A 16,641-nucleotide genomic window follows, 5' to 3' on the forward strand; every position below is an offset into this window, starting at 1 on the left:
CCGGTGCCCTCCTCCGCATGGGGCGCCGGGCCCCGCGGCAAGCGGGTGAGAGTTAGAGCACCTGTTCGCCGACGGGTCCGGGATAAGATCGGCCGGTGCCGGTGTTCGTAGCGGTCGATCTGGGCGCCGAGAGCGGCCGGGTGGTGCGCGGAACCTTGCGGGACGGCCGGCTCTCGGTCGAGGAGGTGCACCGGTTCGTCAATCGGCCGGTTGCTTTGCCGGACGGCTTGCACTGGGACGTGCTGGCCCTGTTCGCGGATCTGTCGGCGGGGATCGCCGCGGCAGCCGCGGCCGGGCCGATCGACGGGGTCGGCATCGACGCGTGGGGCAACGACTTCGCGCTGCTGGACCGGGCCGGTGGTCTGGTCGGCAATCCGTGGCATTATCGCGATCCGCGGACCCGGTCGAGTCCGGACCTGATCGCAGCCCGCGTCGGGGCAGGGGAAATCTACCGGACCACCGGAACGGCTCCGTTGCCGATCAACACGGCCAGCCAGCTGGTTGCGATGGAGGGTTCCGCGCAGCTGGAGGCAGCCGAGCGTGTGGTGTTGCTGCCCGACCTGTTCGGCTATTGGCTGACCGGTCACGCGGTGACCGAGCAGACCATCGCGAGCACCAGTCAGCTTCTGGATGTGGGCACGCGGACCTGGGCGACCGGTGTCATCGACAAGCTCGGTATTCCGCGCCGGCTGTTCGACTTCGAGGTGGTGCCGCCGGGCACCGGGGTCGGCCGGTTGCGCGAGCACCCGGAGGTCCAGCTGTGGACGGTTGCCGGGCACGACACAGCGTCGGCGGTGGCTGCGGTGCCGGCCGAGACCGAGTCGTTCAGCTATCTGTCCTCCGGCACATGGTCGCTGGTCGGCCTCGAGCTGGCGGCGCCGGTGCTGACCGACGAGGCCAGGCTGGCCGGGTTCTCCAACGAGGCCGGCATCGACGCGACGATCCGGTTCTTGCGCAACGGGACCGGGTTGTGGTTGTTGCAGCGGTGCCGGGCGGCTTGGCGTTCGCCGTCGTACGGCGAGCTGGTCGCCGCGGCGGAGCAGGCGCCGGGATTTCAGGGCTTGGTGGATCCGGACGATCCGGCGTTCGTCAGCCCGCGGGACATGCCGGCGCAGCTGGTCGCGGCGTGCCGGCGGGGTGGGCAGCCGGTTCCGCAGGACCGGGCGGCTGTGGTGCGCTGCGTGCTGGACAGCTTGGCCTGCAAGCACCGCTGGAGTCTGGAACGGGCCGAGCAGCTGGCCGGGCGGCGAGCTGATGTGCTGCACATCGTGGGTGGCGGGGCCGCCAACTCGTTGCTGTGCCGACTCACCGCCGACCTGACCGGCCGGACGGTGCTGGCCGGTCCGGTGGAGGCGACCGCCGTGGGTAATCTGCTGGTGCAGGCCCGGGCGGCCGGCGAGTTGGGTTCGCTGGCGGAAATGCGTGAGGTGGCGGCCGGGTCGTTGCCGCCGCGCCGGTACGAACCGCGGACGTCCGATCGCGCCGAGACGGCCTACCGGCGTTTTTTGACGCTACTCGACAGCAGTGACAAGATCTGACATATTCTGCATCGTTGCTGGGGGCCCGGAGGTGCTGTCCATGCTGATCGCCGAGCGTCGCCGGCGCCTGCTGGCTCATGTCCGCGACCACGGCTACGTGTCATTCCGGGACCTGGCCGCGGCGCTGGGCATCTCGGAGTCGACGGTGCGGCGGGATTTGCGCTTGTTGGCGGCCGAGGGCGTGCTCGCCCTGACCCGTGGCGGTGCTGGTCCGCGGCCCGGGCCGAAGCCGGCGCGGGCGATTCCGGCAGCCGGCCCGAACGGCGCGGATCCGGTGGCCGGGCCGCGCGAGGCGATCGCCGCACGGGCGGCGGCACTGGTCGCCGAGGGCAGCGCGGTACTGCTCGGGCCGGGCCGCACCACCAGCGCGCTGGCCAGGCATCTCGCCGTCCTCGGTCAGCTGACGGTGGTCACGAATTCGATCTCGGTGACCAATGCGCTGCTCGACGCACCGCAGATCGATGTGGTGCTGATCGGTGGCGCGCTGCGCCGGTCGATCGGTGCCGCTGTGGGCCCGATCGCGGAGGTCGCGCTGACCGGGCTGCGTGGCGCCCAGGTCTTCCTGTCCGGGGACGGCGTGACCGCGGAACGCGGCCTGACCACGCCCAACGTGTTCGCGGCGGCGACTGATCAGGCTCTGATGGCGGCGGGGCAGCAGGTGGTGGTGCTGGCCGACCACACGAAGCTGGGCCGCGACACGATGTGCCAGACGGTGCCGGCCGAGCGCATCGACGTGCTGGTGACCGACGAGGCCGCCGACGAGGAGATACTGGACCGGCTGCGGGTGGCGGGCGTCGACGTCCAGGTGGCGTAGCCGGCGATCACTCTTGACAGATCCTGGCATCTTCTGCTTACGATCCGACCAGCTTCACGTCAAACTGTTTCACATTGTGGCGCTGGGCTTCCTCTTCTGACCACGGCGCCTTCTTGTCGTACCTCAGTGAAGGAAGGCCTCCGATGCCTCCGTCCCGATGTCTCGTCCGTGGTGCCTTCGCCGGCACCCTCGCCCTCGTCCTCGTCCCGGCCGCAGCCTGTACCAAGAGCGCCGCCGAGGAGGCTGAACCCGAGGCGGGCAGTTCCGCCGCGCAGCAGGTTCAGGCCACCTCCGGAGCTGGCTCCTGTACGCCGGAGAAGTACAACAGCGGTGTCCCCGCGCTTGACCTGAAGACTGTCACGGTGGGCTTCGCCCAGTCAGAGAAGGAAGCCAACCCGTTTCGGATCACGGAGACTCAGTCCATCAAGGACGAGGCGGCCAAACGGGGTATCAAGCTCATCACCACCAACGCCCAGTCCGATCTCAACAAGGAGATCGCCGACATCCAGGGCATGATCGCGCAGGGCGCCAAAGCACTGATCATCTCGCCGCTCAACTCCGAAGGCCTCGACCCGGCATTGACGGCGGCGAAGGACGCGAAGGTGCCGGTCATGACAATCGACCGGCTGCTGACCACCAAGACCCCGTGCGTGGACTACCTGGGCTGGATCGGCTCCGACTTCGTCGTGCAAGGGCGGCGCGCGGCCGATGCCATGATCAAAGCAACCGGTGATCAGGGTGAGGTGGCGATCCTGCTCGGCGCGTCCGGTGTCAACGTGACCGTCGACCGCACCAAGGGATTCAAGGACCAGCTCGTCGCCAAGAACTCCCAGCTGAAGATCGTCGCCGAGCAGACCGGCGACTTCACCAGGGAGAAGGGTCAGAAGGTCACCGAGCAACTGATCTCCGCCAACCCCGGCATCGGCGCGATCTACGCCGAGAACGACGAGATGGCGCTCGGCGCGGTGGCCGCGCTGAAGGCCGCCGGCAAGAAGGCCGGCGACGTCAAGATCATCACCATTGACGGGACGAAGGGTGCGGTGCAAGGCATCCTCGACGGCTGGATCGCCGGCGTCATCGAATCGAACCCGCGCTTCGGCCCCCTCGCCTTCCAGGCGCTGGAGGACTTCTACAGCGGCAAGGGCGTCGTGGAGAAGACCATCATCTCCGACAAGGAGTACACCCCGGAGAACGCCCGGTCCGAACTCGCCAATGCCTACTAGCGCCGCCATGACCTTCGCCGCCATCGAGGTCAGGTCCGTGCACAAGCATTTCGCCGGCGTGCGCGCCCTCGACGATGTGTCGTTGTCGTTGCACGCCGGCGAGGTGCACGCGCTGGTCGGCGAGAACGGCGCCGGCAAATCCACTCTGATCAAAATCATGACCGGAGTGCAACGGCCAGATGGGGGCGATCTGAGCTACCAGGGACGGCCGGTTTCCTTCACCCGTCCCCGCGACGCGCAGGCCGCCGGGATCAGCACCATCTACCAGGAGGTCAACCTGGTGCCCCTGCGCAGCGTCGCCGCCAACCTGTTCCTGGGCCGCGAACCGGTCAACCGCTTCGGCCTCATCGACTACCGCCGGATGCACCGAGCCGCGGCCGGGATACTGGCCCGCTACGGCATCGCCGTCGACGTCCGCAGCCGGCTCGGCGAACTCGGCCTCGGCGTCCAGCAGATGATCGCCGTGGCCCGGGCGCTGTCGATGAACGCCCGGGTGATCATCATGGACGAGCCCACCTCGTCGCTCGAACCCCGCGAGGTCGACCTGCTCCTCGGCGTCGTCGCGATGCTGCGCGACCAGCAGGTAGCCGTGCTGTACGTGACCCACAAGCTCGACGAGGTGTTTCGGGCCTGCGACCGGGTCACCGTGCTGCGCGACGGCCGGGTCGCGCACAGTGGCCCAGTCGCCGGCACCACCCGGCTGCGGCTGGTCGCCGCCATGCTCGGCCGCGACATCGACCAGGTCCGGCGCCACGGCGCCACCACCTTCGGCGACGAGCAACGCGACACGACCGGCGCGCCGCTGCTGCGCGCCGAAGCGCTCAGCCGACGGCCGGTGCTCGACGACGTCAGCGTCGACGTGCACGCGGGTGAGGTCGTCGGCCTGGCCGGGCTGCTCGGCTCCGGGCGTACCGAGACGGCGAAAGCGGTCTTCGGCGTCGACCCGCTCGACAGCGGCTCGATCAGGATCGGCGGCCGGCGCGCCCGGCGCTGGTCGCCGGCGGCGGCCATCCGGGCCGGGCTCGGCATGGTGCCCGAGGACCGCAAGGCCGAAGGCGTCATCGCCGACCTGTCCGTACGTGACAACATCGTGCTGGCCGCGCTGCCCCGGATCACCGTCGGCGGCTTCCTGTCCAAACGACGCCAGGCCGCGCTCGTCGACACATTCGTCAAACGCCTGCAGATCAAAATCTCGCACCCCGGCCAGAAGGTACGCGAACTGTCCGGCGGCAATCAGCAGAAGGTTCTGCTCGCCCGGATGCTCTGCCTGCACCCGAAGGTGCTGATCCTGGACGAGCCGACCCGCGGCATCGACATCGGCGCGAAAGCCGAGATCCAGGCCCTCATCGACGAACTCGCCGGACTCGGGATCGGCGTGCTGCTGATCTCCTCGGAGCTGGAGGAGGTGGTCGAAGGGGCCGACCGGGTCCTGGTTCTGCGCGACGGCGCGGTGGTCGGCACGTTCCGGGGCGACGAGGTCACCGAGGACCGGATCATGCGAACCATCGCTGTCGCCTCCAACGAAGCCGCCGCCGCGAAGGACGACGATGACTGACCTTCGCGCGGCACGCTCCGTGCGTATCGATGTCCCGGCTTTTCTTCAGGTGGCCGGGGTCTACTTGGCGATCTTCGTGCTGCTGGCCTTCAATCTCATGTTCACCCCCAACTTCGCCACCGTGACCAACCTGCGGTTGCAACTCGTGCAGGTCGCGCCGGTCGCCATCGTCGCGATCGGCATGGCCCTGGTCATCGCCACTGAGGGCATCGACCTGTCGGTCGGCTCGACGATGGCTGTAGCCGCCGCGTTGCTGCCGCTCTACCTCGGCTACAGCGTATGGGTGGCCGTCGCGCTCGCGCTCACCGCCGGAGTGCTGGTCGGCCTGGTCAACGGATCCCTGATCGCGTTCGCCGGCATGCAACCGATCATCGCGACCCTCGGCCTGCTGGTGGCCGGACGCGGTCTCGCGCTGGTGTTCGCCGACGGCCGGCTGACCGAATTGTTCGACCCGACCCTCGACACACTGGGCAACGCCTCGGTCTTCGGCGTACCGATCAGTGTGCTGTTGGTGCTGGTGGTCACCGTCGCGGCCGGTGTCGCGGTGTACCGCACGGCCTTCGGCCGTCGGCTGCTGGCGACCGGCGGCAACCGGGCCGCCGCCACCCTGGCCGGCCTGCCGGTCAAACGGACGCTGGTGACCGTGTACGTGCTCAGCGGCCTGCTCGCCGCCGTCGCCGGCGTGCTGACCACCGCCCGGCAGGGCGCCAGCGACCCGTCGTTCGTCGGCCTGCTCATCGAGCTGAGCGCGATCACCGCCGTGGTGGTCGGCGGCACCCCGCTCTCCGGCGGGCGGGTGCGCATTCTCGGAACACTGATGGGAGCCCTCCTGATGCAGCTCATCATCGCGACCGTGATCCAGCAGAACCTGCCCGACTCCACCGCCCGCATGATCCAGGCGAGCATCATCGTCGCCGCCGTCTACCTGCAGCGCGGCCGGAGAGCGCCATGACGACCGTGGACCGGCCCGTCGCCGCCGGCCGGCGCTCCGGTGGCACCGCCCGCGACTGGCGCCGGTGGCCGGAGAAGGCCGGTGCCCCGATCGTCCTGGCCCTGGTCCTGATCGGTGGGTCGCTGATGTACGGCGACAGCTTCGCCAGCCGGCAGAACTTCGGCAATATCGCGCTGGACAGCTCGTACCTGCTGCTGATCGCGACAGGGATGACCTTCGTCATCCTCAGCGGCGGCATCGACCTGTCGGTCGGGTCGCTGCTGGCGCTCGCTGGGGTGCTGACCGCCTACAGTGCGCAGTGGGGCACCGCCGCCGCCATCGCACTGCCGCTGCTCGTCTGCGCGGCGTTCGGACTGGTCAACGGGCTGCTGATCGGCCGGGCGCGGATCGCGCCGTTCATCGTCACCCTGGCCACCCTGCTGTTCGCCCGCGGTCTGGCGTTCGCCGTCGCCAGCGAGGGCAACAAGGTGCATATCATCCCGGCCGACCTGCTGCTGACCCGGCTCGGCCAGGCCCGCTGGCTCGGGGTGCCCGCGCCCGTCTGGTTCGCGCTGATCGCCTTCGGCCTGGGTGCGCTGCTGCTCAGCCGGACCCGGTTCGGCCAGGCGGTCTTCGCGATCGGCGACAACCAGGAGGCGAGTGAACTAATGGGGCTTCCGGTCGCCCGCGTGCGGATCCTGGTCTACGTGCTCAGCGCCACCCTCGCCGGAACGGCCGGCGTTCTGATCGCCGTGCAGACCTCCTCCGGGCTGCCGACGATCGGCGAGGGCCGCGAGTTGGAGGCGATCGCCGCGGTGGTCCTCGGTGGCACGCTGCTGACCGGCGGTGCGGGTTCGCTGAGCGGCACGCTCGCCGGTGTGCTGCTGCTCAAGGTGATCCAGAATCTGATCAACCAGGTCGGCACCCTCAGCTCCTACTACCAGCAGGTGGTCAGCGGCACGTTTCTGATCGTTGTGGTGCTCGTCCAGTTGCGGCTGGCTCGCCGGAGGCGGCGATGAACCGCCCAGCGCGGTACGCGCCCGGCGTGACCCGGCCGCCCGAACCGGCGTCCCCTCCCGTGCGGGTCGCGGTGGTCGGCACCGGCGAGTGGTGGGGGCGTCAGCACGCCGAACTGTTCGCCCGGCGCGCCGACACGTCGCTGGTCGCCGTTGTCGGCCGCGACCCGCAGCGCACCGCCGCGCGGGCGGCCGAGGCCGGCACCCGCGGCTACACCGACCTGGAGGAGATGGTGGACAGGGAGCGGCCCGACCTGGTGTCGGTGTGTCTGCCGAACGAGGGCCACTTCGAGCCGACCCTGCGGCTGATCCACGCCGGCGTGCCGCTGCTGGTGGAGAAGCCGCTGGTCTTCGCGTTGAACGAGGCCGACACCCTGATCGCCGAGGCCGCCGCCCGCAACCTGTTCGTTGCGATCAACTTCAACCATCGGTACGCGAAACCGGTGCGCCTGGCCGCCGCCGCGATCGCCCGGGGCGCCCTGGGCCAGCTGGCCTTCGCGACCTGGCGTTTCGGTGGTGAGGCGGGCACCAGCCGGCACCCGCACGCCAATCTGATCGAGACCCAATGCCACGGTCTGGACATGCTGGAACATCTGTGCGGCCCGATCACCTCGGTGATGGCGCAGGCCGCCGCCCCGAGCGGTGCCGGCTGGTCCACCATGGCGGTCGCGCTGCAGTTCGGCAACGGGGCAGTCGGCAGCCTGGTGGGCAGCTACGACTCGTCGTACGCGTACCCGGACACGCACGTGGTCGAGGTCAACGGCACGGCCGGGCGGGTGGTCATCCACGACACGGTGCGCCGGTTCACCTTCCAATCCGCCGGCGACGAGATGGCCCAGGTGTGGCAGGCCGGCTACTTCAACGACCTCGACCGCGACTTCCACGCGACCTTCGACGCCCACGTCGACGACCTGCTGCCGGCCCTGCGCGAGGGGCGGCAACCACCGGTGCCGGTCGCCGCCGGGCGGCGGGCGTTGTGGCTGGCCACCGCCGTCATCCGCTCGTTCGAGACCGGCCGCCGCGTGTCCACCGCCGAATAGTCGACCTGGCAAAGCTAGTTGGTGGCGGCCCAGATTATGTGCCAACGCCTACCGCGTCCCTGGCCCGGCGACGATGCACCATGGGAACCATCCTGAGTGTCCCGCTGGCCGCGCGTTTGACCAGCTCGCGGGCCACAAGAAGCAGCGATAAGGCCCCGGGGCGACCGACCTTGCGTCCACCATACTCAGTATGCATACTCAGTATCCATGTCGATCCGCCACGGTCTTCTCGCTCTTCTCGAACGTGGTCCGATGTACGGCTACCAGTTGCGGGCCACGTTCGAGGAATCGACGGGCGGCACCTGGCCGCTGAACATCGGGCAGGTCTACACGACGCTCTCCCGCCTTGAACGCGACGAGTTGGTGCGCCCGCTCGCGGAGAGCGGCACCGGGCAACTGCCGTATGAGATAACCGACTCCGGTCGCGCGGAACTGGCGATGTGGTTCGCCACGCCGCTGAGCCACGGTGACCGGCCGCGTGACGAACTCGCGATCAAGTTGGCGCTGGCGTTGTCGACACCGGGCGTCGACGTGAGCGTCGTCGTGCAAGCCCAGCGCGCCGCAACCATCCGGAAGATGCAGGAGTACACGCGCCTGAAGTACAGCACCGATCGTCCGGCCGACCTCGCCTGGAAGCTCGTGGTGGACGCGATGGTGTTCCAGGCCGAGGCTGAGGTGCGCTGGCTCGACCACTGCGAGGCCAGCTTGCTGCGACACAGCTCACCACCGATGCCCAAGAAGACACCGGGATCCGCGCACGAGGCCGAAAACGAAGCCGGGCGGGAGGCCACTAGATGACGATCTTGGAGTTACGAGCGGTGCATCGGGTGCACGGCGCCGGACAGACAGCCGTGCACGCCCTGCGCGGTGTGACGCTCACCGTCGGGGCCGGCGAGCTACTCGCGGTGATGGGCGCATCCGGATCAGGTAAATCGACGCTGCTCAACCTGGCCGGCGGCTTGGACCGCCCGACGGAAGGCGACGTGGTCGTCAACGGAACGGTCCTTGGCGGATGCAGCAGACGCGGGCTGGCCGCCCTGCGCCGCCAGCGGATCGGCTACGTTTTCCAGGACCTGAATTTGTTGTCCAGCCTCACCGCGGCCGAGAACGTGGCGCTACCACTGGAACTCGACGGTATGAAGGTGCGCACTGCCCGGCGGCTCGCGCAGGAGGCCCTGTGCGAGATGGACCTTGAGGGGTACGGTCCGCGGTTCCCCGACGAGATGTCGGGCGGCCAGCAGCAGCGGGTGGCGATCGCCCGGGCGCTGGTCGGGCAGCGGCGCCTGATGCTGGCCGACGAGCCGACCGGCGCGCTCGACTCGCAGACCGGTGAGGCGGTGCTCCGCCTGCTGCGGTCCAAAGTCGACAGCGGAGCGGCCGTCGTCCTGGTGACACACGAGGCACGGCACGCCGCCTGGGCCGACCGGGTGGTGTTCCTACGCGACGGGCTCATCGTCGACACGTCCGGCCCGATGGATCAGCCCGAGGAACTGCTGACCACGCCCGGCGGTGCCGAATGACCGGTCTGCGCGCCGCGCTGCGGGTGGCGCGACGCGAGGCACGGCAGGCCAGGGGACGCTCGGCGCTGATCATCGCGATGATCGCGCTACCGGTGGCGGCCATGGCGTTCACGTCCGTCATCTACGACACCTTCACGCTGCGCCCCGGCGAGGAGGCCGAACGGCTCATGGGTGCCGGGCAGGCTGCGATGCGATGGCCGCGACAAGGCCCGCTGTATCAGGATCCGGCCGAGCTGGCCTACCTTCCCGCGCCGCAGACCACAGCCCCGACGGAACACGACACCCCACCGACGCCGCAGCGGCTACTGGCACTGCTGCCACCGGGCAGCCGGGCGATCAGCGATCACACGAGCCGGCTGGCCGTGTACACCGCGGCCGGTGTCGGCACCGTCACCACCCGGGCCCTGGACTACACCGACCCCCTGGCGCGCGGCATTCTGCGTCCCCTTGCCGGGCGCCCGCCCACCGCCGCCGACGAGGTGGCTCTGACCCCTACGGCAACCACCAGACTGGGTACGGGGCTCGGCGGCACCGTCCGACTGGCCGACAGCGGTCGCACCCTGCACGTGGTGGGCCTGGTGGAGGACCCGACCGATGTCCGGGCAACGGCAATCGTGCTGCGGCCCGGTGTGCTGCCGCACGAGGTGCTGCCCGTCGAGCCGCGTGCGGTGACCTGGTTGGTCGCCACGCCCGCGCCGATCACCTGGGACCAGGTCAGGCAGCTCAACACACAGGGGATCGTCGCGGTTTCCCGGCACGTGCTCGCACACCCGCCGAGCCTGCCCGAGCAGTACCCGGAGCTCCGGGAGGATGAGGGCCTGTCGGAGACCGGCATGCTCATACTGATCGCCGGGCTAGCAATCCTGGAGATCGTCCTGCTGGCCGGACCGGCGTTCGCGGTCAGTGCCCGGCGCCGCAGCCGCGATCTCGCCCTGGTCGCCGCCGTCGGCGGCACGCCGGCCCAGATCCGCCGGATCGTGCTGGCTGACGGTGTCGTGCTCGGCGCGATCGGGGCGGCGGGTGGCATCCTGCTGGGTGTCGCCGTGGCCGTCAGCGGCCATCACTGGTTCGAGGAGAACGTCACCCACGTGCGGTCGGGTGCACTGCGGGTCTTCCCGCCGGCATTGGCGGTACTCGCGGGGCTGGCTGTGATCACTGGCGTGCTGGCGGCACTGATACCCGCCTGGATCTCCGCCCGTCAGGACGTGGTGACCGCACTGGCCGGGCGACGCGGGATCACCCGGTCACGGCGGCGATGGGTGGTGCTCGGCGCGGCGCTCGGTGTGGCGGGCGTGGCCGCCGCCGCCGTCGGCGCCTGGAAGCTCGTCGCGCCGCTGCTCCTCGCCGGACTGGTCTTCGCCGAACTCGGGCTCGTGTTGTGTACCCCGGCCATCGTCGGCCTGGTGACCCGGATCGGTCGCTTCCTTCCGCCAGCGGCCCGCATCGCGCTGCGCGACACGTCCCGCAACCGCGCCGTGGCGGCCCCGGCGATCTCCGCCGTGATGGCCGCGGTCATGGTCAGCCTCGCCGTCGGAATGGTGCTCACCGCGAGCACCGCCCGCGCCCAGGCCGAGTACCGGCCGCTGGGGCGGGTCGGCGACGTGTTCGTGTTCGCCGCCGACGCCGGCCGCCAGCCGCTGACGAACGGTTCGTTCGCGACACCATCCGTCGTGTCATCGGCGCTGTACAGCACCCTGCCGGGGGCGCGGATCCACCAGGTCGGCGACATGACATGCGCCACCCAGGACTGTTCCGTGGCCACGCGCACCCCACCAGAGCACCGCTGCCCCTACGCGAACCTCGGTCAGGGCCGCGAATCGACCGCCGCCGAACAGCGTGCGGCCCGTCGCGACACCCGATGCGACGGCGTCGGCGAGCAGCACGATTACTTCGGCGGTGCGCTCACTTCCGGCGCCGGCATGACACTCGTCATCGAACCCGCGGCGGTGGGCGCACTGGTCGACGTTGCGCCCGAGGCTGCCGCGCGGGCCGCCACCGCCATGCGCGCCGGAGCTGTAGTCGTCGACGATCCGCGCCGTTTGGACGACGGCCACGTGACACTGGAGGTTCACACCGGCGCCTCCCACGAGGAGATCCGCACCGTCACTGCACCGGGCTTCGCCTTCACACAGCCGCCACGGGCGCCATTGACCTTGCTCAGCCCGGACACCGCAAGGTCGCTGGGTCTGTCCGGCAGAACCCTGATGACACTGGCCACGACCAGGCAGGTGCCGACGGTCGCCGAGCAGGACGAACTACAGGCCCTGCTCGGCAACGAATACGACGTGGTAGTCGAGCGCCGCCCGGAGCCGAACCGCGCCGGTTTGCTCGTACTGGCCGTCATTGCCGGTGTGATCACTCTCGGCGCAGCCGCGATCGCCACCGGCCTGGCGGCCGCCGACGGCCGGCCAGATCTCGCGGTGCTGGCCGCGGTGGGCGCGTCTCCGTGGGTACGCCGGGTGCTGTCGCTCAGCCAGGCCGGGATGATCGCCGGACTCGGGTCGATACTCGGCGCGATCGTGGGCATCGGCGCATCGACGGCGGTACTGGCGGCCGAGAATCGCGGCTCCGCCACCGTCTGGCCGGTGCCCACCCCGTACCCGTACGCGATGCCCGGGCTCAGCATCACCATTGCGCTACTGATAGTGCCACTGGTGGCGATGCTCGGAGCCGGCTTGCTCACTCGTTCCCGGCTACCGATCGAGCGGAGACTATGACGGCTACCAGGTCGCCGAACACCCGCGCAGAATCGGCGGTGCAACCCAGACATCCGTCAGCACTGCATCGCACCCACCTATGACAAACCGCGGCTCGCTGACCGAGCCGCGGTTCGCATGCAAGATCAAAGTGGGCCGGACGATGCACCATGCGAACCACCCCACCATCGGGCAACCCGTTACCGGGGCATTTTGGCCAGCTCACGAGCCGGTCGGGCGGTGATGGAAACGCATTGACAGCCGCCCCGGTACACGGCAACCGCGACACCGCCAAGGGCGACCTCCGGGTCATCCTCAGCGATGTCGGCATGACGATCGACCAACTCGCACCCTGAGCTACCAACGCGAGTAACGAGCGACCGCGTCTGCGGCCTCACCGAGAAGCTCCGAATACATGGCCGGGTCGACGGTGTCGTGGTGGCAGCGGTCGAGCAGCCGCTCGAGATGTCCGGCAATCTCCTCCGAGTCAAGCTCGAGCCGCTCGCACAGATCCCGGTGCGCATCGACCAGAGGCTCGCTGATCTCCTCAGGATCGATGCGACGCGCGTAATAGGAGTCGATCAGATGACCGGCCAGCTCGTCCCAGACCACGATCGCCTGCTCGATCAGATCGAGCAGGCCCGGCATCACGGGACGGGCGCACAGGATTTCGACCTCGGCGGCCAAGCGACGGCCGGCGTCCTCCACATCGGCGAGCTCCCACCTGGTACCGGTGGTCACGTTCGACGCCTCACGAATAACGGCCTGAAAACCGGCCAGGGCCGACTCGTCGACCGGGGCGAGCATCCCCGCCTTCCCCAACAGCAAGGTCGCGAACAGCCGATCCCGAACAGCCTGCTCCACCACCAAGTCGGTCAACTGCCGCGGACCGAGAGACTGCACAGCCCGCAGATAGTCCACACGTTCCGGCTCGACCGGTCCCGCACCATGCGGCCTGCCCGCAGCAGAGAACCTGACACCCACCTCGAACGCGGACAACGCCACCGCGACAGCGTGGGCGCAGAAACCGTCCTCAACAGACCCGACCTCGCAATCGCAGTCTCCGATCAGTGCCTGATCGACCACACCCACCCACGGCTGGAACCGGACCCCACCGTCGCAGACCACTGCCCGAGCACCGCCACCCACCGCTTCCAGGTCTCCGACGCCGCCGTCCCGCAACAATCGTTCAGCGGCCACGACCACCTGCGCCGAGATCGAACTACGAAACGCGGAAACATCGATACGAACTGCCACGAGCACTCACGATACCGCCGCAGCCACAGCGCTGCAGCGCAGGACAGAAGGGCCATACGCGACCATCTCCCGCGCCGTGAGCCACCCCTGCGGGTCCGTAACGCGAACGGTGTTTCTGGCTCTTCGGTTAGTAGGTTTCGGCGGCCGGCCAGCGGTCACCGAAAGTGATGGCGAAGGCGTTGATGGCCGTGCCGTCGCCTGCAGTCGCCCCGCGTGACCGTTTTGCCAGTCCTCTACGTGAGGCGGTGACAGCGGGGGCGTTCAGCGCGCGCCGCACTGCCCAATGAAGTGATCTCCGGTTGGACGTACGGAGTGTCAGGCAGCCTGGGTGACCGTCGTGGGCGGGACGGTGTGGCCGGTGCTGAAGAAGTTGGCGGGGTCGTAGGCGGCTTTGACGGAGCGCAGGGTGGACCAGTTGGCCGCGGTGAACGCGGTAGCGGTGCGGCTGGGGTCGGGTAGGAAGTTGAGGAAGCTGCTGCCGTGGCCGCGCCGGGTGAGGGCCGCGGCGGTGGTGGCGGTGGGGACTCGGTCGAGGATGACGGACAGGGGAGCGTCGCGGTGGGCGGCGGCGCCTTCGTCGGTCGCGATGCGGCCGCCCCAGTGGCGGATCTCGACGGTGCAGTCGGGCTCGGCGGCCAGGGCGGCGGTCAGGTCGTCGTCGAGGGTGGTGACCTGGTCGAAGGTTCGGGCGAAGGTGCCGCCCATCGCGGCGTCGGCGTAGGGCAGGACGTTCATGGTGTCGGTGACGGCGGGGCCGGCCGCGGTGAACAGCGGGGACAGCAGCCGCCGGCCGTCGGAGGCGTCGCCTGCGTACATGGCCTTGATGGTCATGGTGTTGTCGCGGGTCAGGACGATGGCGGTGCTCAGGGCGTCGGGGATGCGGTCGATCCAGTGGCGGTAGAAGGCGAGCACGTCGGCGGCGCGGGAACGGTCGAAGGTGACGGCGCCGGCGAGGACGGCGGGGATCGGGTACAGGCGGAATTCGAGGCCAGTGACCACGCCGAAGGAGCCGCCACCGCCGCGCAGCGCCCAGAACAGGTCGGGGTGGCGGTCGGCGTCGGCGGTGCGCAGGACACCGTCGGCGGTGACGACCTGGGCGCGCAGGACGCTGTCGCAGGCCAGACCGTGCGCGCGGGCCAGCCAGCCCAGGCCGCCGCCTACTGTGTAACCGGTGACGCCGACGTCGGGCGACGACCCGGACAGCGGGGCCAGCCCGAACGGGGCTGCGGCCCGCAGAACGTCGCCCCAGCGAGTCCCGGGAGCGACCCGAGCGACGCGGCGTACCGGGTCGACGAGCACCGAGGTCATCGCGCTCGTGTTCAGCAGGAGCGCGCCGTCGTGAGCGACGTGCGTGCCGTGGCCGGTCGCCTGAACCGCGAACGGCAGAGACTGCTCGTGGGCAGTGCGAACAGCGGCGCGTACGTCGTCGGTCGTCTCGGCTCGCACCACGAGCGTGGGCCGCGGGTCGAGCTCGGGGTTGAGCGGCTTGCGGTAGTCGTCGTAACCCGGGTCGCCGGGGCGGAAGCTCGTCGTCATGCCCCTAGGACCGGCGACCACCGCGCAACTCATCGGCACTGCGGACCGCCGTCTGGTGGGGCAGGTGCGGAAAAGGCCAGCCGACGGCATCGGCGTTACTCGCGCTACCAGCTGCGTCCTTCCGCTCCGGCCCGGGATGGTCGATCAGGGCACCGCATTGGAAGCCGTTTGCCGGATCATCATTCTCGAGGACCAGCTCGCGAGGCCCTCCGGCACAACCAGGACGGCCAGCGGCAAAGACAAGCGGACGCTCCCTGATCTCATCGCCCGCACGGTCTTTCTCCATCAGAAGAGGGACCGTTTGTCGTACCCGCTTGCCCTCTGAACTGCACGCGGCGCGGACGGACCCGGGAAGCGCCCTGCCGGATCCCTGTGACGGACCGCGCAAAATAGCGCTGAGCAAACAAAATCTGTGCTAGCGTTCTCACGTTGCAGTTTTGATTTCCGTAGACGTTTTCGGCGCCTGATGGGTTTCAGCTAACCCATCAAGGCGCTTTTCCGTTTTTCGTGTCGGTTCCGGCGCGGGTGATCAACGCGGCGGCGTAAGGGTCCGCACAGTGCGGTCTCTAACAGCCTGCGAAGGAGCAGACATGACTACAGGTACCGTGAAGTGGTTCAACGGCGACAAGGGCTTCGGCTTCATCAGCCAGGACGGCGGCGGCGCCGACGTGTTCGCCCACTTCTCCGCGATCTCGGCGAGCGGCTTCCGCAGCCTCGACGAGAACCAGCGGGTGGAGTTCGACATCACCCAGGGCCAGAAGGGCCTGCAGGCGGAGAACATCCGCTCGCTCTGATACACGTCTTCCGAACGGCGGCCCGACTGGTTCAGCGGGCCGCCGTTCGGCGTTTCACCCAACTTTCGTTTCCCAGGTTCTCTTGTGTGGTGACCCCCATGCGCGGTCAACCTCAGTCCTTCGTTTTATGCGCCGATTGAGGTAGTCAAGTGCTGCTGGCGTGAAATAGAGCGATCCGCGGTCGACCTGCTGCCGTTCAGCTATTCCGCGACCCGAACCGCGAGGGGCGACACCTTTGCGGCAATGATCGCTGGGCCGCTTTGTCGGCGGCCATGAGGCCGGGCAACGGCGGTGCTAACGGACGAGCCACGATGGCCGGCAAGCGCCGGCCCGATTGGTCCTCACCACCACCCGACGGGCCCGCGGCAAGATCACCCGCAGGAGCCGCAGCCGCCGTGCCCCGTTCGACGACATCAGCCCTTGCTGACCCGCCTCACTCAACGCGCTGCGCAGTACCGCGACGATCCGATGTGCCGTCCCCGGAGCGATCAACTGCCCGTCGGTCACCTCCTGGCGGCTGATCGCGTCGACCGCCCGCTGCGCGGTCCAGCCGATCCTGCAGCAGTGAAAGCCAGCACTTCGGCCACCGATTCGCCGTCCACTGTCAAGCCCCGGGTTTGATGGAGAGTTGGTTAGCTGGTTTCCAGGGTTGCGGTGACCGGGTGGGTCATCGCGTGTAGGGCTTCGTGTTCGGCGGGTGGGACGTGGTCGAGCTCGCCGT

13 protein-coding genes and 1 pseudogene are annotated in these 16,641 nt (G+C 69.2%); 12 read left to right on the forward strand and 2 right to left on the reverse strand.

What is annotated here, in order from left to right:
* Positions 1–95 precede the first annotated feature (95 nt).
* The 10 genes from EER30_RS31140 (at position 96) to EER30_RS31185 (ending at position 12,354) form a co-directional block, all read left to right on the forward strand.
* The gene (locus EER30_RS31140) at positions 96–1,538 is read left to right on the forward strand and encodes a rhamnulokinase (RefSeq protein ID WP_127504209.1); all 1,443 of its coding nucleotides are present in this window, start codon (positions 96–98) and stop codon (positions 1,536–1,538) included.
* 40 nt (positions 1,539–1,578) lie between these two features.
* Positions 1,579–2,352, forward strand: coding sequence for a DeoR/GlpR family DNA-binding transcription regulator (locus EER30_RS31145; RefSeq protein ID WP_127504210.1), 774 nt, complete (start codon positions 1,579–1,581; stop codon positions 2,350–2,352).
* A gap of 143 nt (positions 2,353–2,495) precedes the next feature.
* Positions 2,496–3,575: an ABC transporter substrate-binding protein gene (locus EER30_RS31150; RefSeq protein WP_127504211.1), complete on the forward strand. Its 1,080-nt coding sequence runs from the start codon at positions 2,496–2,498 to the stop codon at positions 3,573–3,575.
* Positions 3,576–3,582: 7 nt separating this feature from the next.
* Positions 3,583–5,130 (forward strand): sugar ABC transporter ATP-binding protein, encoded by a 1,548-nt coding sequence (locus EER30_RS31155; RefSeq protein WP_205650507.1) that lies wholly within the window; start codon positions 3,583–3,585, stop codon positions 5,128–5,130.
* Positions 5,123–6,082, forward strand: coding sequence for an ABC transporter permease (locus tag EER30_RS31160; RefSeq protein WP_127504213.1), 960 nt, complete (start codon positions 5,123–5,125; stop codon positions 6,080–6,082). Before EER30_RS31155 ends, EER30_RS31160 begins: the two co-directional genes overlap by 8 nt.
* Positions 6,079–7,080, forward strand: a complete 1,002-nt coding sequence (locus EER30_RS31165; RefSeq protein ID WP_127504214.1) for an ABC transporter permease — start codon at positions 6,079–6,081, stop codon at positions 7,078–7,080. Before EER30_RS31160 ends, EER30_RS31165 begins: the two co-directional genes overlap by 4 nt.
* On the forward strand, positions 7,077–8,117 hold the full coding sequence (locus EER30_RS31170; RefSeq protein WP_127504215.1) for a Gfo/Idh/MocA family protein: 1,041 nt from the start codon (positions 7,077–7,079) through the stop codon (positions 8,115–8,117). Before EER30_RS31165 ends, EER30_RS31170 begins: the two co-directional genes overlap by 4 nt.
* Before the next feature lie 207 nt (positions 8,118–8,324).
* The gene (locus EER30_RS31175) at positions 8,325–8,915 is read left to right on the forward strand and encodes a PadR family transcriptional regulator (RefSeq protein ID WP_127504216.1); all 591 of its coding nucleotides are present in this window, start codon (positions 8,325–8,327) and stop codon (positions 8,913–8,915) included.
* Positions 8,912–9,637, forward strand: a complete 726-nt coding sequence (locus EER30_RS31180) for an ABC transporter ATP-binding protein (protein ID WP_127504217.1) — start codon at positions 8,912–8,914, stop codon at positions 9,635–9,637. Before EER30_RS31175 ends, EER30_RS31180 begins: the two co-directional genes overlap by 4 nt.
* On the forward strand, positions 9,634–12,354 hold the full coding sequence (locus EER30_RS31185; RefSeq protein ID WP_127504218.1) for an FtsX-like permease family protein: 2,721 nt from the start codon (positions 9,634–9,636) through the stop codon (positions 12,352–12,354). The genes EER30_RS31180 and EER30_RS31185 overlap by 4 nt, the downstream gene beginning before the upstream one ends.
* Before the next feature lie 336 nt (positions 12,355–12,690).
* Here EER30_RS31185 and EER30_RS48935 read toward each other — a convergent pair whose 3' ends face one another.
* Both EER30_RS48935 and EER30_RS31195 read right to left on the reverse strand, forming a co-directional pair.
* Entirely contained in the window at positions 12,691–13,590 is a 900-nt protein-coding gene (locus tag EER30_RS48935; protein ID WP_240670407.1) for a hypothetical protein, read from the reverse strand.
* 315 nt (positions 13,591–13,905) lie between these two features.
* The gene (locus EER30_RS31195) at positions 13,906–15,126 is read right to left on the reverse strand and encodes an FAD-binding oxidoreductase (RefSeq protein WP_205650508.1); all 1,221 of its coding nucleotides are present in this window, start codon (positions 15,124–15,126) and stop codon (positions 13,906–13,908) included.
* Positions 15,127–15,213: 87 nt separating this feature from the next.
* On the opposite strand from EER30_RS31195, the pseudogene EER30_RS48940 reads away from it, so the two are divergent.
* Both EER30_RS48940 and EER30_RS31205 read left to right on the forward strand, forming a co-directional pair.
* Positions 15,214–15,384 (forward strand): annotated as a pseudogene (locus EER30_RS48940) (MerR family DNA-binding transcriptional regulator); the annotation flags it as partial.
* A gap of 332 nt (positions 15,385–15,716) precedes the next feature.
* Entirely contained in the window at positions 15,717–15,920 is a 204-nt protein-coding gene (locus EER30_RS31205; protein WP_127504220.1) for a cold-shock protein, read from the forward strand.
* Positions 15,921–16,641 lie beyond the last annotated feature (721 nt).

The organism is Actinoplanes solisilvae (assembly GCF_003999975.1).
Lineage (GTDB): Bacteria > Actinomycetota > Actinomycetes > Mycobacteriales > Micromonosporaceae > Actinoplanes > Actinoplanes solisilvae.